Source organism: Streptomyces hydrogenans (genome assembly GCF_014656075.1).
GTDB classification, from domain to species: domain Bacteria; phylum Actinomycetota; class Actinomycetes; order Streptomycetales; family Streptomycetaceae; genus Streptomyces; species Streptomyces hydrogenans.
This window is the reverse complement of the sequence record NZ_BNBS01000046.1, coordinates 1-15,188: the sequence shown is the minus strand read 5'-3', so window position 1 is coordinate 15,188 and position 15,188 is coordinate 1. Positions and strand designations below refer to the sequence as shown.

Sequence of the window (15,188 nt, the reverse complement as noted above, 5' to 3'; positions counted from 1 at the left end):
CGTCCCCCCGCTCCCTTCACCCCCGTCCCCTCCGTACGTGAAAACCGGTGACCCCATGTCTGACACCACCACCCAGCCGAGAGGCCGCATCGGCCGCATCGTCGCCGCGAGCCTGATCGGCACCACCATCGAGTGGTACGACTTCTTCCTCTACGGCTCGGCCGCCGCGCTGGTCTTCAACACCCTGTTCTTCCCCAGCGCCGACCCGCTCGTCGGCACGCTGATCGCCTTCGTCACGTACGCCATCGGCTTCGCCGCCCGCCCGCTCGGCGGCATCGTCTTCGGCCACTTCGGCGACAAGATCGGCCGCAAGAAGCTGCTGGTCCTCAGCCTCCTGATGATGGGCGGCGCCACCTTCGCGATGGGCCTGCTGCCCACCTACGAGTCCATCGGCGTGTGGGCGCCGATCCTCCTCACGGTGCTGCGCCTGGTCCAGGGCTTCGCCCTCGGCGGCGAGTGGGGCGGGGCCGTCCTGATCGTCTCCGAGCACGGCGGCGACAAGCACCGCGGCTTCTGGGCCTCCTGGCCCCAGGCCGGCGCCCCCGGCGGCAACCTGCTCGCCACCGGTGTCCTCTCGCTGCTGGCCGCCGTCCAGTCGGACGCCGCCTTCCAGTCCTGGGGCTGGCGCATCCCGTTCCTGCTCTCCGGGCTGCTCGTCATGATCGGCCTGTGGATCCGCGTCTCGGTCTCCGAGTCCCCGGTGTTCCTGGAGGCGCAGGCCAAGGCGGAGGCCGCCGCGGCGGCGGGCGTCAAGGAGGAGGCCCCGGTCGTCGAGGTGTTCAAGCGCAGCTGGCGCGAGGTGCTGTCCGCGATCGGCACCCGCTTCGGCGAGAACATCTCGTACTACATCCTCACCTCCTTCCTCCTCGTCTACGTCACCGTGCACCTGGAACTGCCCAAGAGCACCGCGCTCAACGCCGTCCTGATCGGCTCGGCCGTCCACTTCGTCACCATCCCGCTGTGGGGCGCGCTCTCCGACCGGATCGGCCGGCGCCCGGTCACCCTGATCGGCTCGGCGGGCATGGCCGTGTGGGCGTTCGTCTTCTTCGGAATGGTCGACTCGAAGTCCTTCGTGGTCATCACCCTGGCCGTCACGGCCGGTCTGCTGTTGCACGGCGCGATGTACGGCCCGCAGGCCGCCTTCATCTCCGAGATGTTCGACACCAAGGTCCGCTACTCCGGTGCCTCCATGGGCTCCCAGCTGGCCTCGATCCTCGCCGGTGCCCTCGCCCCGATCATCGCCGTCGAGCTCCTCAAGGACTACGGGTCCTCCACGCCGATCTCGATCTACCTCTGCGCGGCCGCCGTCATCACCACCATCACGGTCGCCGTCACCCGCGAGACCCTCGGCCGCGACCTCACCCGCAACAAGCAGGACGAGGACCTCGCGCCGGTCCCGGTGGCCGCCGGCGGCGACCGGGGATAGCGGCGGGGCACCCGACCACCGTACGGAGCCGCTTCCGGCCGCCGTCATCACCCGCTGATGACGGCGGCCGGACACGTCGTCCCGCACCCACCGCACGGCCCGTTCCCCGCACCACCCGCACCACCCGCCCCGGCCGCCAGGAGGCCCCATGACCGCCGGCCGTCCCGCCGAATCCCGCAGACCGACCCCCACCGAGGCCGCCGCGCGCCGCGTGCTGGACCTCCTGGCCGCCGGAGCGCCCGGCGAGGAACTCGCCGCGCAGCCCGCCCGTGCCCGGGCCGCCGGGGCCGCCCCCGGCGAGGTCGCCTGGATCGAGGAGACGACCGAGGCCGCGCTGGCGGTGCGGCGGGTCCTCGACCAGTACCGGCGCCGGGAGGCGGAGCTCGTCGCCCTGTACGACACGGCCGGCGACCTCGCCGGACTGCGGGACCTCGACGCCGTGCTGCGCGCCATCGTCCGCCGGGCCCGTACGCTCCTCGGCTCGGACGTCGCCTACCTCACCCTCAACGACCCCGTCGCCCGCGACACGTTCATGCGGGTCACCGAGGGCTCCGTGTCGGCGGCCTTCCAGCAGCTGCGGCTCGGCATGGGGGAGGGGCTGGGCGGCCTGGTCGCGCAGACCGCCCGCCCGTACGCGAGTGCGGACTACCGCACCGACCGCCGCTACCGCCACACCGGCACCATCGACGACGGCGTCGCCGAGGAAGGGCTGCGCGGCATCCTCGGCGTCCCGCTCCGGCTCGGCGAGGAGATCATCGGCGTGCTGTTCGCGGCCGACCGCACCCCGCGCGAGTTCACCCCCGACGCCATCGCCCTCCTCGCCTCGCTCGCCGACCACGCCGCCGTCGCCATCGACAGCGCCCGCCGGCTCGACGAGACCCGCACCGCACTCGCCCGGCTCGAAGCCGCCAACGCGACCGCCCGCGCCCACAGCGAGGCCCTCCACCTCGCCTCCGACGCCCACGACCGGCTCTCCAAACTGGTGCTGCGCGGCGCGGGCACCGACGAGGTCGCCGCCGAGATCGCGGCGCTGCTCGGCGGCGGAGTCGCCGTCCACGACACTGACGGCAGCGAACTCGCCCGCGTCGGCACCGCACCGGTGACCCCCTCCCCGGGCGGCCTGGCGGCCTCGCGCACGGAGGGCCGCGCGGTGCGCGCCGACGGCGTCTGGACCTGCGCCGTCCTCGCCGGGGCCGAACCCCTCGGCAGCATCGTGCTGACCGGCCGGGGCGACCTGTCCGAGGCGGACCGCCGCCTGTTCGAACGCTCGGCGCTCGTCACGGCGATGCTGCTGCTGATCCGCCGCTCGGTCGCCGAGACCGAGGACCGGGTCCGCGGCGAACTCCTCGACGACCTCCTCGCGGACCCCGCCGCCTCGGCCCACCGGGACCCGGGCAGCCTGACCCTGCGCGCCCGGCGCCTCGGCGTCGACCTCGCCCGCCCCCACGCCGTCGCCGTCGTCGACTGCGAGCCCGCCCTCCGCTCCCGGCTCGCCGCGGAGGCCACCCGCGTGGTGCGCGGCCTCGGCGGCCTCGCGGGCACCCGACAGGGCCGCACCGTCCTGCTCGTGCCGTGCGACCGGGCCCGTACCCTCGCCCAGGACCTCGCCGCCGGCCTCGCCCGGGGCCTCGGCGCACCGGTCACCGTGGGCACGGCCGGCCCCGCCACCGCCCCCGACCGGCACGCCGCCCTCCACGCAGAGGCCCTGCGGTGCCTGACGGCCCTGCACGCCCTCGGCCGCACCGGGGAGGGCGCCGACGTCGCCGCCCTCGGCTTCATCGGCGTGCTGCTCGGCGACCGCGCGGACATCGCCGCCCACGTGGACCGCGTCCTCGGCCCCGTCCTCGCCTACGACGCCGAGCGCGGCACCGAACTCGTCCGCACCCTCCACGCGTACTACGACCAGGGAGCGAGCCTCGCCCGCGCCAAGGACGCCCTCCACGTCCACGTGAACACGGTCGTCCAGCGCCTCGACCGCGTCGCCCAACTCCTCGGCCCCGACTGGAACACCCCCGACAGCGCCCTGGAACTCCACCTGGCCCTCCGCCTCCACCAGCTGTCCCGCACGGCTCCCGGGACGCCCGCCCCGGCACCGGGAGCGACCGGCCGGACGGCCTGATCCTTTCGCTTCTATGGCAAGGCGCGACACAACCCCGCCCGTGGAAGTGGTGGGACGACATGTGGGCCGCGACACCGGTCGTTCATCAGGATGTCGCCATCTCTCACCCCTTCTGGAGATGCGAATGAAGATCAGGAAGTTCCTCGTCGCCGCCCTCGCGGCCGTCGGCATCGCCGCCACGACGGTCGGCGGCGCGACGGCCGCCGTCCCGGCGCCGACCACGGGTTCGCTGCAGCGGTACGACATCAGCTCGACCTATGTGAGCGGGCTGTCGTCCGGCGGGTTCATGGCCAACCAGATGCACGTCGCCCACTCCGACGTCTTCGACGGCGCCGGCATCTTCTCGGCGGGCCCCTACGACTGCGCGCAGAACAACCTCAACACGGCCCTGTACGGGTGCATGGACACCTTCATGGCCCGCAAGACCCCCGCCCAGCTGGAGCAGTTGACCCGGGACCGGGCCGCCGCCGGGAAGCTCGACCCGGTCGCGAACCTGTCGGGCGACAAGGTCTGGCTGTTCCACGGCACCAACGACAGCACGGTCAAGGCGCCCGTGAACGACGACCTCGCCACCTACTACCGCGACCTCGGCTCGAACGTCGTCTACAACAACACGTCCGCCTCCGGCCACGCCTGGGTGAGCCCGATCGGCCCCAACTCCTGCACCTCCACCAGCTCGCCGTACGTCAACAACTGCGGCGGCGACCCGGTGAAGGACATGCTGACCCACCTGCTCGGCAGCGTGAACCCCGCGAGCTCCTCCGCCCTCACCGGCAAGCTGGTCCAGTTCGACCAGAGCACCTACACGCCGGGTGGCAGCCCGAGCGCCATCAGCATGGGCAACGAGGGCTTCGCCTACGTCCCCCGGTCCTGCCAGAGCGGCGCCTCCTGCAAGCTGATGGTCACCCTCCACGGCTGCTACCAGTACTTCGGCCTCGTCGGCAACGCCCTCATGGACAAGGCGTACCTCAACGAGTACGCCGACACGAACAACCTGATCGTGCTCTACCCGCAGGCCACCACCATGACCGGCAACCCGCGCGGCTGCTGGGACTGGTGGGGATACAAGTCGGCCGACTACGCCCAGAAGAGCGGCCCGCAGATGACGGCCGTGATGAACATGGCCAAGGCGCTCGGCGCCGGCGGGACCACCACGACCCCGACCCCGACGCTCCCCGCCCCGGCCGGACTCACCGTCACCGGCACGACCGACACCACCGCCTCCCTGTCCTGGACGCCGGTGCCCGGCGCGGTCTCCTACGACGTCTACCGCAACGGCACCAAGGTCAACGGCGCACCGGTCACGACCACCGCCCACACGGACTCCGGACTCGCCGCCGGCACGACCTACGGCTACGCGGTGGCCGCCGTCGACGCCTCCGGCACCACGGGCACCCGAAGCGCCGCCGTCGACGCCACCACCACCGGAGCCGCGGCCGTCTGCGTGACCGCCAGCAACTACGCCCACACCACGGCCGGTCGCGCCCACCAGTCAGGCGGCTACACCTACGCCAACGGCTCCGACCAGAACCTCGGCCTGTGGAACGTCCTGGCGACCAGCACGATCAAGCAGACCTCCCCCGGCTACTGGGTCACCTGCTGACCCGGCCGGCCCCCGCGCATCCGCCGCCGGTCACCGCCGCGACCCGGTCGCCGTCGCTTCGGCGTCCACCGAAGTGTTCCGCGCCTAGCGTTCCTCGCATGACGACGACCGACACCCATCGGGTGATCCGCCCGAGCATCCTCTACTTCGGCACACCGGTGGCCCTGCTCACCACCGAGAACGCTTCCGGGACGTTCAACCTCGCCCCCGTCTCCTCCGCCTGGGCCCTGGGACAGCGCGTCGTCCTGGGCCTCGGCAGCGAGGGCCGGACGGTGCGGAACCTGGCGGAGCGGCCCGAGCTGGTGATCAGCCTCCCCTCACCCGAACTCTGGGAGCGGGTCGAGCGCCTGGCGCCGCTCACCGGCGCCGACCCGGTGCCGGAGGCCAAGCGGGCCGCGTACCGGTACGAGCCCGACAAGTTCTCCGCCGCCGGACTGACCCCACGCCCCTCCCACCTCGTGCGGCCTCCGAGGGTCGCCGAGGCCCCCCTCCAACTGGAGGCCAGAGCCGTCGCGTCGACCCCGGGAGGAGGGGGGAGCTTCTACTCCGTCGAGTGCGAGGTGCTCCGCGTCCACGCGGACGAGCGCATCGTGGTCCCCGGCACGCAGCACGTCGACCCGGGCGCGTGGAGCCCGCTCATCTACAACTTCCGGCACTACCACGGGCTCACGCCCGAACTCGGACACGGCTTCCGCTCCGAGACCCCCAGGACCACCGCACGCACCGGCTGACCGCGGCCCGGTCCGTCACGCGGGGGCGGTCCCGCTCAGGCAGTCGTCGAGGAGGACGTGCATGCGGGCGACGGGGAGCGACGGGTTGGCCGCGGCACCCTCCGCGGTGTCCGGGTCCGCGAGGAGGACCTCCAGGACCCCCGGCGACAGAGCCGGGTTGGCGGCGGCCGCCCGGCGCACCGCCGGGTCGGCGTCCGTCACCGGGGGGTCGGACAGGGCGGGATCGCCCGCGGCCACGGCCCGCACCCGGGGATCCGGGTGGCCGACGAGGTGGGCCGTGCCGGTGCGGGGGAACGCGGGCAGGGTCAGCAGGTGCGGGCGGTGGACGGGGTGGGCGACGAACACGTCCAGGAGGAGGCGCGGCGGCGCCAGGGGGTGGTGGCAGGCCAGCCGGATCCGCACCTCCTCGTCCTCGTCCTCCGCGAGGGGCGCGGCGAGTGCGGCGGGCAGGCCGGGCCAGCTCGCCGCGACCCGCCGGAGCACCGGTTCCCCGGACACCGCGCAGGCGGCGAACCAGTCGGCGGGCGGCTGCGGGACGAACTCGGTGATCGGACAGACGCAGTCCCGGCCGTGGCCGACGATCCTGCCGATCACGTCGTGCTCGGCCCAGGTCCGGGAGAAGGGCTGGACGCGTGCGAGCTCCCGCACCCCCTGGTGCGGGTCCTCCCGCAACTCCGCGACCAGCTCCGGCGCCAGGTCGGGCCGGGTGGCGACCAGGGCGCGGAACCTCGCCTCGGGATGGCGGGCGAGCCGCGCCAACGCGTGGTCCGGGGCGTGACGGTTCCCGGCCAGGGCCGTCAGCCGCAGGTCGTCCCCGAAGCACCGCTCGACCATCGCCGGCGTCAGCGCGCACCCGCCGAACACGAAGCCCCACCCACGCGCTTCGTAGTCCGGGAATCTGGCCTCCACTTCTTCCGGGTCCAGCACCCAGCGGTGGTCCCGCGCCGACCGGCGGACGGCCGGATCCGGATCGTCGAGCAGCTTCGCCCGCTGCTCCGGGGCGAGCGATCCCCAGCTCCAGGTGGCCCGAATCCGCAGCTCGGGGTGGTCGCGCCCGGCCAGGGAATGGCGGAACGACAGCGAGACCTGGCCGGATCCGTCGAGCCCCCCGACGATCTCGCTCGCGGTGACCCTGCCGTCCTCGCCCCCGTCCTCGGCGGTCAGCAGGGTCACGAGGACCTCGTCCGGGAGCGGCCGGACCCGTCGGGGAGCCCGAGGGCGCGGGCCGTCGGCGAGCCACGCGCGGACGAGCCCCGACGGGTCCTTCGCCAACGGGACGATCGCCCGGGGGTCGACGTGGTGGTTGCGGGCGAGGGCGCCGCGGATGGCGCGGTCCGGATGGCGCAGGGCCGCGTCGAGCGCGGCGCCGGGCAGGTCGCGCTCCTGGCACATGGCCGTACCGGTCTCACCGGCCGCCGGGTCCATCAGGCGTATCAGGACGTCGGAGGGCGCCGCCGGATTGAAGGCGACGCCACGCAGCCACAGCGGGCGGAGAGTTGCGGACATCGCGCCATCCTGCCACCTCGGGGGAGGGGGTCTCAGCAGGTCATCCGTCGACCGCTCCGGGACGGAGGGCCGCCCTCATCGCGTCGAACCGGGCCGCCGTCGCCGGCGTCCACTCGCTCGGCCGCGCGGCGCGCCGGAGGGCCGTCTCCACGGCGTCGAGCTCGGCGGAGGACAGCGTGCCGGCCCGCTCGGTCAGGTCGTCGCGGGTCACGGTGGTCGTCCAGGTGCACGGGGTGAAGCCCGGGTGGGGGAAGGCCCATCGCAGCACGCCGTCGAAGGGGAGTCCTTCCGAGGGGCCCACGGGCACCTCGACGCCGAGGTCGCCCAGGTCGACTCCCGCCGGGGCGACGACCTGCATGGCCCGGAAGCCGGACGGCTCCTCGTCCGAGAGCAGGACGACCGGCCGCCGCTCGTCGAACACGGCCCACCAGATCTCACCGCGGCGCATGGGTCCTCCTGGCAGGGGGCTGTGGGCGAACGTCGGCCGGAAGGCGACAGCGTAGCCCCGCGGGCGGCGGCCGATCCGGGATCGGCCGCCGCCGGTGTCCGTCAGGAGAAGACGACCGACCGGACGAGGAGGCGGTCCGAGGCGCCTCCGCCCGGGCGCAGGCTGTAGAAGGCGTCTCCCTGGCAGCCTGCCTCCAGGAAGACGACGGCCGTCGCGTCCGTGCGGTTCTTCGGGGCGTAGCCGGGGGTTCCCGGCTCGGAGCCCGGTCCCTGGAGGTCGATGCAGGTGCCGCTCTCGGGGTTGTTGAGGAAGCCGACCGCCTCGTACCCGTCGGACGTCCGGTACGTGTAGCGGAACTGGCCGTCGGCGGCGGACGCCGATCCGGGGGCGGTGATGAGAAGGAGGGCGGCGCCGGTGGCGGCGGCGAGGGCGGAGCGAAGACGCATGGGGGGTTCCTTGTTCGCACGGATGGGCGGTACGTGCGAGCGCTGCCCCTCGTGACGGCGGGGTAGTCCCGCTGTCACCCGCACGGCCGCTGCGGAATCGATTTGCCCGCCCTCGAACGGCGGGAACGGCTCGGGCCCGCCCGTGGGACGCGGGCGGGCCCGAACCGTTCCGTCGGGTCAGGCGGTGGCCTCCGTCGGACGGGGCGCGAAGGCCGCGTGCAGGTGGCGGGTGTGGTCCGGGGCGCGGACCGGCCCGGTGAGGGTGACGGCGGCGGTGAGGCGGGGGTCGGTGCTGGAGGCGGACAGCCTGAGCTCCAGGGCGCCTGGCTCGACGCGGCGGGTGCCGTCGCGGCCGGTGAAGGAGGCGAGGTCGGCCGGGACCGTGACCTGGAGGCGGCTGCTCTCGCCGGGGGCGAGCTCCAGCCGGTGGTAGCCGATCAGGCGCTGGACGGGCTGGACCACGGAGGCCACCGGGTCGTGGAGGTAGAGCTGGACGAGTTCCGTGCCGGGGCGCTCCCCGGTGTTGCGGACCGTGAGGGCCAGGGTGAACGCCCCGTCCGTGGGCGCGGTGTCGTTGTCGACGGCCAGGTCCGTCCACGCGAACGTGGTGTAGGTCAGCCCGTGGCCGAAGCCGAAGGCCGGCGTCGGGTCGATGCTGGACACCTCGCTCGACTGGCCCAGGCGGGCCGCCAGGTAGGTGGACGGCTGGGCGCCGCGGTGCCGCGGCACGCTGACCGGCAGCCGGCCGCTGGGGTTCGTCCGCCCGCTGAGGACGGACGCGACGGCGGCGGTGCCGGCCTCGCCGGGGAAGAACGCCTGGAGGATCGCGGCGCTCTCGGCGGTGGCCCGGCCGAGCGCGTACGGGCGTCCCGACAGGAGCGTGGTCACGACGGGTGTGCCGGTGTCGAGCAGGGCGTCGAGGAGCGTCTGCTGGACGCCGGGGAGAGCCAGGGACTCGGCGTCGCAGCCCTCGCCGCTGGTGCCCCGGCCGAAGAGGCCGGCGCGGTCGCCGAGCGCGGCGATCACGAGGTCGGCGCCGCGGGCGAGGGCGACGGCCTCGGCGATGCCCGAGGTGTCGGGGTCGTCCACGCCGCAGCCGGGAGCCGTGACGAGGTCGGCGGCCGGGAAGGCGGTCAGGAGGGCGTCGCGGAGGGTCGGCAGGTCGATGCCGAGGGGGACGTCCGGGTGCTGTCCGCCGACGTGGACGGGGAAGGAGTAGCAGCCGAGGACGGCCGTCGGGTTGTCGGCGTTGGGCCCGATCAGCGCGATCCGGCGGGGTGCGGCCGGGTCGAGCGGGAGGGTGCCGTCGTTGCGCAGGAGGACGACCGCCTGCTCGGCGACGCGCGCGGCCAGGGCGCGGTTGGCGGCCGCGTCGAGGTCGATCGTGCCGCGGAGCGTCTCGGGATCGGCGGTGGTGTCGGCGCCTTCGAGGGCGGCGGGGACGGGGGACCAGTCGGGGTCGAGGAGGCCGAGCTCCAGCTTCTGGGTGAGGACCCTGCGTACCGCGCGGTCCACCAGGTCCTGGGGCACCTCGCCCTTCCGGACGGCGTCGAGGAGCGGGGCGCCGAAGGTCTTCACGGTGGGCAGCTCGACGTCCACGCCGGCGGCGAGCGCGGCCGCGGCGGCCTCGCCGAAGGTGCCGGCCACGCCGTGCAGGGTCTTGAGGAAGGCGATGCCGAAGTAGTCGGCGACGACGGTGCCGGTGAAGCCCCAGGTGTCGCGGAGCAGCCCGGTGAGCAGCTCCGCGTCGGCGGCGGAGGGGATGCCGTCGGTGTCGGTGTAGGCGTGCATCACCGACCGGACGCCGCTCTCGCGGACCGCCATCTCGAACGGCGGGAGGATCACGTCGGCGAGCTCGCGGCGGCCCATGCCGACCGGTGCCAGGTTGCGGCCGGCCCGGGAGGCCGAGTAGCCGGCGAAGTGCTTGAGGGTGGCGACGACGCCCGCGGACTCCAGCCCCTGGACGTAGGCGGTGGCGAGGGTCCCGACGAGGTAGGGGTCCTCGCCGATGGTCTCCTCGACGCGGCCCCAGCGGGCGTCGCGCACGACGTCGAGGACCGGGGCGAGGCCCTGGTGCACGCCCACGGCGCGCATGTCCCGGCCGATGGCCGCCGCCATCTCGCGTATCAGCGCGGGGTGGAAGGTCGCTCCCCAGGAGAGGGGGACGGGGTAGGCGGTGGCGCCCCAGGCGGCGAAGCCGGCCAGGCACTCCTCGTGGGCCACGGCGGGGATGCCGAAGCGGTTGGCGGCGGCGATCCGCCGCTGGGTCCGCAGGAGGGACAGGGCGCCGACGGCGGGGTCCACGGGGACGGTGCCGAAGGGGCGGGTGAGCTGCCCGAGGCCGTCGGGGAGGAGCGCGTCGAGGTCGACCGTCTCCTCCATGTCGTGCTGGTGCGGGGCGACTTCGGCGCCCTCGTCGGACGCGCCGACCCAGACGCCGAAGAGCTGGGCGATCTTCTCCCGGAGCGTCATCTCCCCGAGCAGGGCGTCGACGCGCGCCTCGGTGCCGAGCCGGGGGTCGTTCCAGGCGGGGAGCGGGGACTGGGGCTCTGGTGCCACGGTGGCGGTCACTTTCCTCCGACCCCCATCAGACCCTGCACCAGGGCACGACGGGCGAACAGATAGACGAGCAGGATGGGGAGCATGGACAGGACGACGGCCGCCAGGAGGCCCGGGATGTCGACGCCGTGCTCGGTCTGGAAGTCGTACAGGCCCATGGTGATGACCTTGTTCTCCGAGGACTGGGTGAGCACGAGCGGGAAGAGGAAGCCGTTCCACGCCTGGAGCGAGGAGAAGACGACGATCGTCGACAGGCCGCTCTTCGACAGGGGCAGCACCAGGTCGCGGAAGATCCTCCGGGGGGAGGCGCCGTCGACGGTCATCGCCTCGTACAGCTCGGGGGTGATGTCCCGCATCACGCCGGAGAGGATGAGGGTGCAGACGGGCATGGCGAAGGCGGCCGTCGGCAGGATGACGCCGAGCAGGTTGTCGTACAGGCCGGCCTCGTTGATGAGGTAGAACATCGGCACGATCACGGCCTGGGACGGGATGGCCAGGCCGAGGAGGAAGAGCCGGAAGACCCTCCCGGTGGCCTTGCCGTCGCCGCGGACGATGGCGTACGCGAGCGGTGGGACGAGGACCAGGACGATGGCCACCACGGCGACGGTGACGACGACGGTGTTGAGGAAGTACTGGGCGAAGCCGTTGTCGAGGTCGTTGACGTAGTTGTCGAGCGTGAGGTTCCCCGGCAGTCCGAGCGGCCCGTTGGCGGCGTAGTCCGCCCTGCTCTGGAACGTGGCGACCAGCATCACGTACAGCGGCAGGCCGACGACGAACAGCCAGACGACCGAGCCGAATCCGGCGAGGTAGTGGGGGCGCTTCCGCATCAGACGCCTTCCATGGTGCTGCGCATCTTGTCGTAGCCGCTCAGCCGGACCATGACGAGGGAGACGAGGGTGGCGACGAGGACGAGGAGGAGCGCGATCGCGGAGGCCGCTCCGAAGTCGAAGCTCTTGAACGCCTTCTGGTACATGTAGTAGGCGCTGTTCGTGGTGTCGGTGCCCGGACCGCCCTGGGTGAGGATCAGCACGGTGTCGAAGGTCGTGAGTCCGCCGACCACCATCAGGATCGTCGACGTGATGACGGTGTTCCGCAGCTGCGGCAGGGTGATGTGGAAGAACTGGCGGTACCGGCCCGCGCCGTCGATCTGCGCGGCCTGGTAGAGGACCTGGGGGATCGCCCGCGCGGCGCCCTGGTAGAGCAGGGTGTGCAGCGGGGTGAACTGCCACGTGCTGACGAAGACCAGGACGCCGAGGGCGCCGGCCTGTACGCCGAAGAGGTTGCCGTCGCCGAACAGCCACGTCGCCTGTGAGGGGACGCCGAAGTTGGGGTCGAGCACGGCCCGCCACAGGACGGACACGGCGGTGATGGAGAGCAGCAGCGGGACGAAGTAGATCGCGGAGAGGACGGCCCGGTTGCGCTGGTGGCCGGCGGCCCAGACGCCGAGCAGGATGCTGAGGGGGGTTTGCACGAGGACGCCGAGGACGGTGAGGAGCAGGCTCAGCCAGAGGCTCTTGACCATCACGGGGTCGTCGAGGAGCTTGCTCCAGTTCTCCAGGCCGGCGAACTCGGGGGAGCCGAGGCCGTTCCAGCGGGTGAAGGAGAGCACGAGGACCAGGGCGAGCGGGACGATGGCGAACAGGCCGAAGAAGAGGGCGGCGGGCGCCGCCCAGGCGAAGCCCGGGCGGCCCACTCCGGTGCCGGTGCGGCTCGGCCGCCTCCGTGTCCCGGGCTTCTCGACGCTGTCCACGGCGGGGGCTGTGGCAGTGGTCATGTCAGACGTTCCGGTGGTCAGGCCGCGGGCAGGCTCTGCATGGCGGCGATGAAGGCGTCGGTGTCCATCTGTCCGTTGAAGAACTGCTGGACGGCCTGGTGGATCGTGGTCGTGGCGGCCGGCGGGAACGCCTGGTCCCAGGAGAGCTGGAAGGCGGGGGCCTTCTTCACCAGGTCGTACTGGAAGGTGGAGTAGGCGGGGTTCGCGGCGGTGTCGAGGAACTTCGGGGTGTTGGCGGTGGTCGGCAGGTTGCCGACGGCGAGCTGCGCCTTGACGAACTCGTCGGAGTACATGAGCTTCAGGAACTCGGCGACGGCCTCGGGGTGCTTGGTGGTCTTCACCACCGAGTAGAAGTTGTTGGTGTTGCCCGCGATGTTGGCCGGGTCGCCCTTGCCGCCCTCGACGGTCGGGAAGGCGCCGTAGCCCAGGTCGCTCTTCACGAAGTCCGGGTGGGCGTCCTGGAGGGTGGAGTACTCCCACGAGCCCATGAGCTCGAACGCGGCCTTGCCGGTGGCGAGGAGGGCGGGGGAGCCGCCGTCGGTGAACTTCACCGAGTCGTAGTTGCTGCCGAAGGCACCGGCGTCGATCAGCTCCTTGAGCTTGCCCAGCGCCTTCCTGCTGTCCTCGCTCGCCCACACCTCCTTGTCGCCGTCGACGGCCTTCTGGAAGAGCTCGGGACCGGCCACCCGGTCGTAGAGGTACTGGAACCACATCTGGGTCGGCCACTTGTCGCCGCCGCCCAGGGCGATCGGCGTGACGCCCTTGGCCTTGAGGGCCTTGACGGCGGTCAGCAGCTCGTCCCAGGTGCGCGGGGCGCTCACGCCCGCGTCCTTCAGCACCTTGTCGTTGCTGAACAGCAGCACGGGCTGGGTGCCGCGCATGGGGACGCCGTACGGCTTGCCGTCGACGACCGCGGTGTTGAAGACCGACGGCAGGAAGGCGGACTTGAGCTCCGGGTCCTTGGAGACGAAGTCGTCGAGCGGCATCAGGAGGCCGGCGTCGACGTAGGGCTTGATGCTGCCGCCGCCCCAGTTGAAGAACACGTCCGGGGCCTGCTTGCCGCTGATGATCGTCTGCAGCTTCGACTGGTAGTCGGCGCCGGGGATGGTGTCGAGGACCGCCTTGACCTTCGAGGTCTTGTTGAAGGTGTCGACGAGCTGCTTCTCCACCTTGTTCGTCGCGTCGCCGTACACCAGCACGTGGATCGTGCCGGAGCCGCCGGCCGCGTCTTCCGAGCCGCCGCAGGCGGTCAGGAACAGGGTCATGGCCAGCGACGCTCCACCGACGACCGCGGTTCTCAGCAGCTGGACGGGTCGCTTCATCGACTCTCACCTTTCGAAAGAGTTTCGGAAGTGTTTCCGAAACTTCATGCCCGGGACGGTAGGGTCGGGGTCGCGAACGGGTCAACCCTCCGGAGGCGATTTACCGAAGCGTGACCCCGGGGGAGACCCGGGGCCGTGCCTTATGCTGCTGCGATGCGAGAGGACGAGGACATGCGGCGGATCACGCTCGCGGAGGTCGCCCAGGAAGCCGGCGTGTCGCTTTCGACAGTTTCGAAAGTCCTCAACGGACGGCAGGACGTCTCACCGGTCACCCGCGGCAAGGTGGAGCGCCTCCTGGAGGCCCACTCCTACCGGCGGACCACCCGCGCGGCCGGCGAGGCGCCGCTCATCGAGCTCGTCTTCCACGAGCTCGACAGCGTCTGGTCGATGGAGCTGATCCGAGGGGTCGAGAACCTCGCCAAGGCGCACCAGGCGAGCGTGGTCCTGACCGAGAGCGGCACCCGCCACGCCCCGGCAGCCGACTGGATCGAGGGAGTCCTCCAACGCCGCCCCATCGGCGTGGTCCTGGTCTTCTCCGCCCTCCCCGACGCCGTCAAACGCCAGCTCGGCGCCCGGTCCATCCCCTTCGTCATCGTCGACCCGGCCGGCGACCCCGAACCGGACGTGCCGTCCGTCGGCTCGGCGAACTGGTCCGGCGGCGTCGCCGCGACCCGCCACCTCGTCGAACTCGGCCACCGCCGCATCGGCATCATCACCGGGCCCGAGGACATGCTCTGCTCCCTCGCCCGCCTCGACGGCTACCGCTCGGCCCTGAACATGGCCGGCATCACCCCCGACGCCACCCTCGTCCGCTACGGCGACTTCCACGTCGAAGGCGGCTACCGGCACGCCCTGGACCTCCTCGAATCGCCCGACCGCCCCACCGCGATCTTCGCGGGCAGCGACCTCCAGGCCCTCGGCGTCCTCGAAGCGGCCCGGGTCCGCGGCCTGCGCGTCCCCGAGGACCTCTCGGTCGTCGGATACGACGACGTGATGATCGCCCGCTGGTCGAGCCCGGCCCTCACCACCGTCCACCAGCCGCTGCGCGCGATGGGCGAGGAAGCCGTCCAGATGCTGCTCCGGCTGCGCGCCGGCGAACCCTCGGTGACCCGCCTCGAACTCGCGACGAGCCTCGTGGTCAGGAACAGCACGGCACCGCCGTCGGCCGGGTAGGGCGCCCGGCCCCGGCCCCGGCCCGCCCCCGCCCCCGGCCTTGGCCTCAGCCCCGGCCGGCGGTCGCCGGGGAGGCGCGTC

General features: G+C 72.7%; 12 protein-coding genes. 5 read left to right on the top strand and 7 right to left on the bottom strand.

Annotated elements, in window-relative coordinates; genetic code table 11:
* The first annotated feature begins 55 nt into the window (after positions 1-55).
* The 4 genes from IE321_RS20385 to IE321_RS20370 all read left to right on the top strand — a co-directional run bounded on the left by IE321_RS20385 (position 56) and on the right by IE321_RS20370 (position 5,879).
* Entirely contained in the window at positions 56-1,426 is a 1,371-nt protein-coding gene (locus IE321_RS20385; RefSeq protein ID WP_043225336.1) for an MFS transporter, read from the top strand.
* Between the two features lie 148 nt (positions 1,427-1,574).
* Positions 1,575-3,545 (top strand): helix-turn-helix domain-containing protein, encoded by a 1,971-nt coding sequence (locus tag IE321_RS20380; RefSeq protein ID WP_190224005.1) that lies wholly within the window; start codon positions 1,575-1,577, stop codon positions 3,543-3,545.
* Between the two features lie 124 nt (positions 3,546-3,669).
* A complete protein-coding gene (locus tag IE321_RS20375; protein WP_190224004.1) occupies positions 3,670-5,148 on the top strand; it encodes an extracellular catalytic domain type 2 short-chain-length polyhydroxyalkanoate depolymerase in 1,479 nt (492 codons plus the stop codon).
* A gap of 98 nt (positions 5,149-5,246) precedes the next feature.
* Positions 5,247-5,879: a flavin reductase family protein gene (locus IE321_RS20370; protein ID WP_190224003.1), complete on the top strand. Its 633-nt coding sequence runs from the start codon at positions 5,247-5,249 to the stop codon at positions 5,877-5,879.
* A gap of 15 nt (positions 5,880-5,894) precedes the next feature.
* Here IE321_RS20370 and IE321_RS42865 read toward each other — a convergent pair whose 3' ends face one another.
* The 7 genes from IE321_RS42865 to IE321_RS20335 all read right to left on the bottom strand — a co-directional run bounded on the left by IE321_RS42865 (position 5,895) and on the right by IE321_RS20335 (position 13,934).
* Entirely contained in the window at positions 5,895-7,385 is a 1,491-nt protein-coding gene (locus tag IE321_RS42865; RefSeq protein ID WP_190224002.1) for a hypothetical protein, read from the bottom strand.
* A gap of 40 nt (positions 7,386-7,425) precedes the next feature.
* Complete coding sequence (locus tag IE321_RS20360) at positions 7,426-7,833, bottom strand: type II toxin-antitoxin system PemK/MazF family toxin (protein ID WP_190224001.1); 408 nt, start codon at positions 7,831-7,833, stop codon at positions 7,426-7,428.
* Positions 7,834-7,934: 101 nt separating this feature from the next.
* Positions 7,935-8,279, bottom strand: a complete 345-nt coding sequence (locus IE321_RS20355) for a hypothetical protein (protein ID WP_190224000.1) — start codon at positions 8,277-8,279, stop codon at positions 7,935-7,937.
* A gap of 177 nt (positions 8,280-8,456) precedes the next feature.
* Positions 8,457-10,850 (bottom strand): beta-xylosidase/alpha-l-arabinosidase, encoded by a 2,394-nt coding sequence (locus IE321_RS20350; protein ID WP_190223999.1) that lies wholly within the window; start codon positions 10,848-10,850, stop codon positions 8,457-8,459.
* Entirely contained in the window at positions 10,847-11,665 is an 819-nt protein-coding gene (locus IE321_RS20345; RefSeq protein ID WP_190223998.1) for a carbohydrate ABC transporter permease, read from the bottom strand. The genes IE321_RS20350 and IE321_RS20345 overlap by 4 nt, the downstream gene beginning before the upstream one ends.
* Positions 11,665-12,612 (bottom strand): carbohydrate ABC transporter permease, encoded by a 948-nt coding sequence (locus IE321_RS20340; RefSeq protein WP_190223997.1) that lies wholly within the window; start codon positions 12,610-12,612, stop codon positions 11,665-11,667. Before IE321_RS20340 ends, IE321_RS20345 begins: the two co-directional genes overlap by 1 nt.
* A gap of 17 nt (positions 12,613-12,629) precedes the next feature.
* Positions 12,630-13,934, bottom strand: coding sequence for an ABC transporter substrate-binding protein (locus IE321_RS20335; RefSeq protein ID WP_190223996.1), 1,305 nt, complete (start codon positions 13,932-13,934; stop codon positions 12,630-12,632).
* 153 nt (positions 13,935-14,087) lie between these two features.
* Between IE321_RS20335 and IE321_RS20330 the strand changes: the two genes are divergently transcribed.
* Positions 14,088-15,107, top strand: coding sequence for a LacI family DNA-binding transcriptional regulator (locus IE321_RS20330; RefSeq protein ID WP_190223995.1), 1,020 nt, complete (start codon positions 14,088-14,090; stop codon positions 15,105-15,107).
* The last annotated feature ends 81 nt before the right edge of the window (positions 15,108-15,188 follow it).

Coding starts and splice junctions, on each gene's coding strand:
- IE321_RS20385 (WP_043225336.1), top strand. CDS start 56: ATGTCTGACACCACCACCCAGCCGAGAGGCCGCATCGGCCGCATCGTC.
- IE321_RS20380 (WP_190224005.1), top strand. CDS start 1,575: ATGACCGCCGGCCGTCCCGCCGAATCCCGCAGACCGACCCCCACCGAG.
- IE321_RS20375 (WP_190224004.1), top strand. CDS start 3,670: ATGAAGATCAGGAAGTTCCTCGTCGCCGCCCTCGCGGCCGTCGGCATC.
- IE321_RS20370 (WP_190224003.1), top strand. CDS start 5,247: ATGACGACGACCGACACCCATCGGGTGATCCGCCCGAGCATCCTCTAC.
- IE321_RS42865 (WP_190224002.1), bottom strand. CDS start 7,385: ATGTCCGCAACTCTCCGCCCGCTGTGGCTGCGTGGCGTCGCCTTCAAT.
- IE321_RS20360 (WP_190224001.1), bottom strand. CDS start 7,833: ATGCGCCGCGGTGAGATCTGGTGGGCCGTGTTCGACGAGCGGCGGCCG.
- IE321_RS20355 (WP_190224000.1), bottom strand. CDS start 8,279: ATGCGTCTTCGCTCCGCCCTCGCCGCCGCCACCGGCGCCGCCCTCCTT.
- IE321_RS20345 (WP_190223998.1), bottom strand. CDS start 11,665: ATGCGGAAGCGCCCCCACTACCTCGCCGGATTCGGCTCGGTCGTCTGG.
- IE321_RS20340 (WP_190223997.1), bottom strand. CDS start 12,612: ATGACCACTGCCACAGCCCCCGCCGTGGACAGCGTCGAGAAGCCCGGG.
- IE321_RS20335 (WP_190223996.1), bottom strand. CDS start 13,934: ATGAAGCGACCCGTCCAGCTGCTGAGAACCGCGGTCGTCGGTGGAGCG.
- IE321_RS20330 (WP_190223995.1), top strand. CDS start 14,088: ATGCGAGAGGACGAGGACATGCGGCGGATCACGCTCGCGGAGGTCGCC.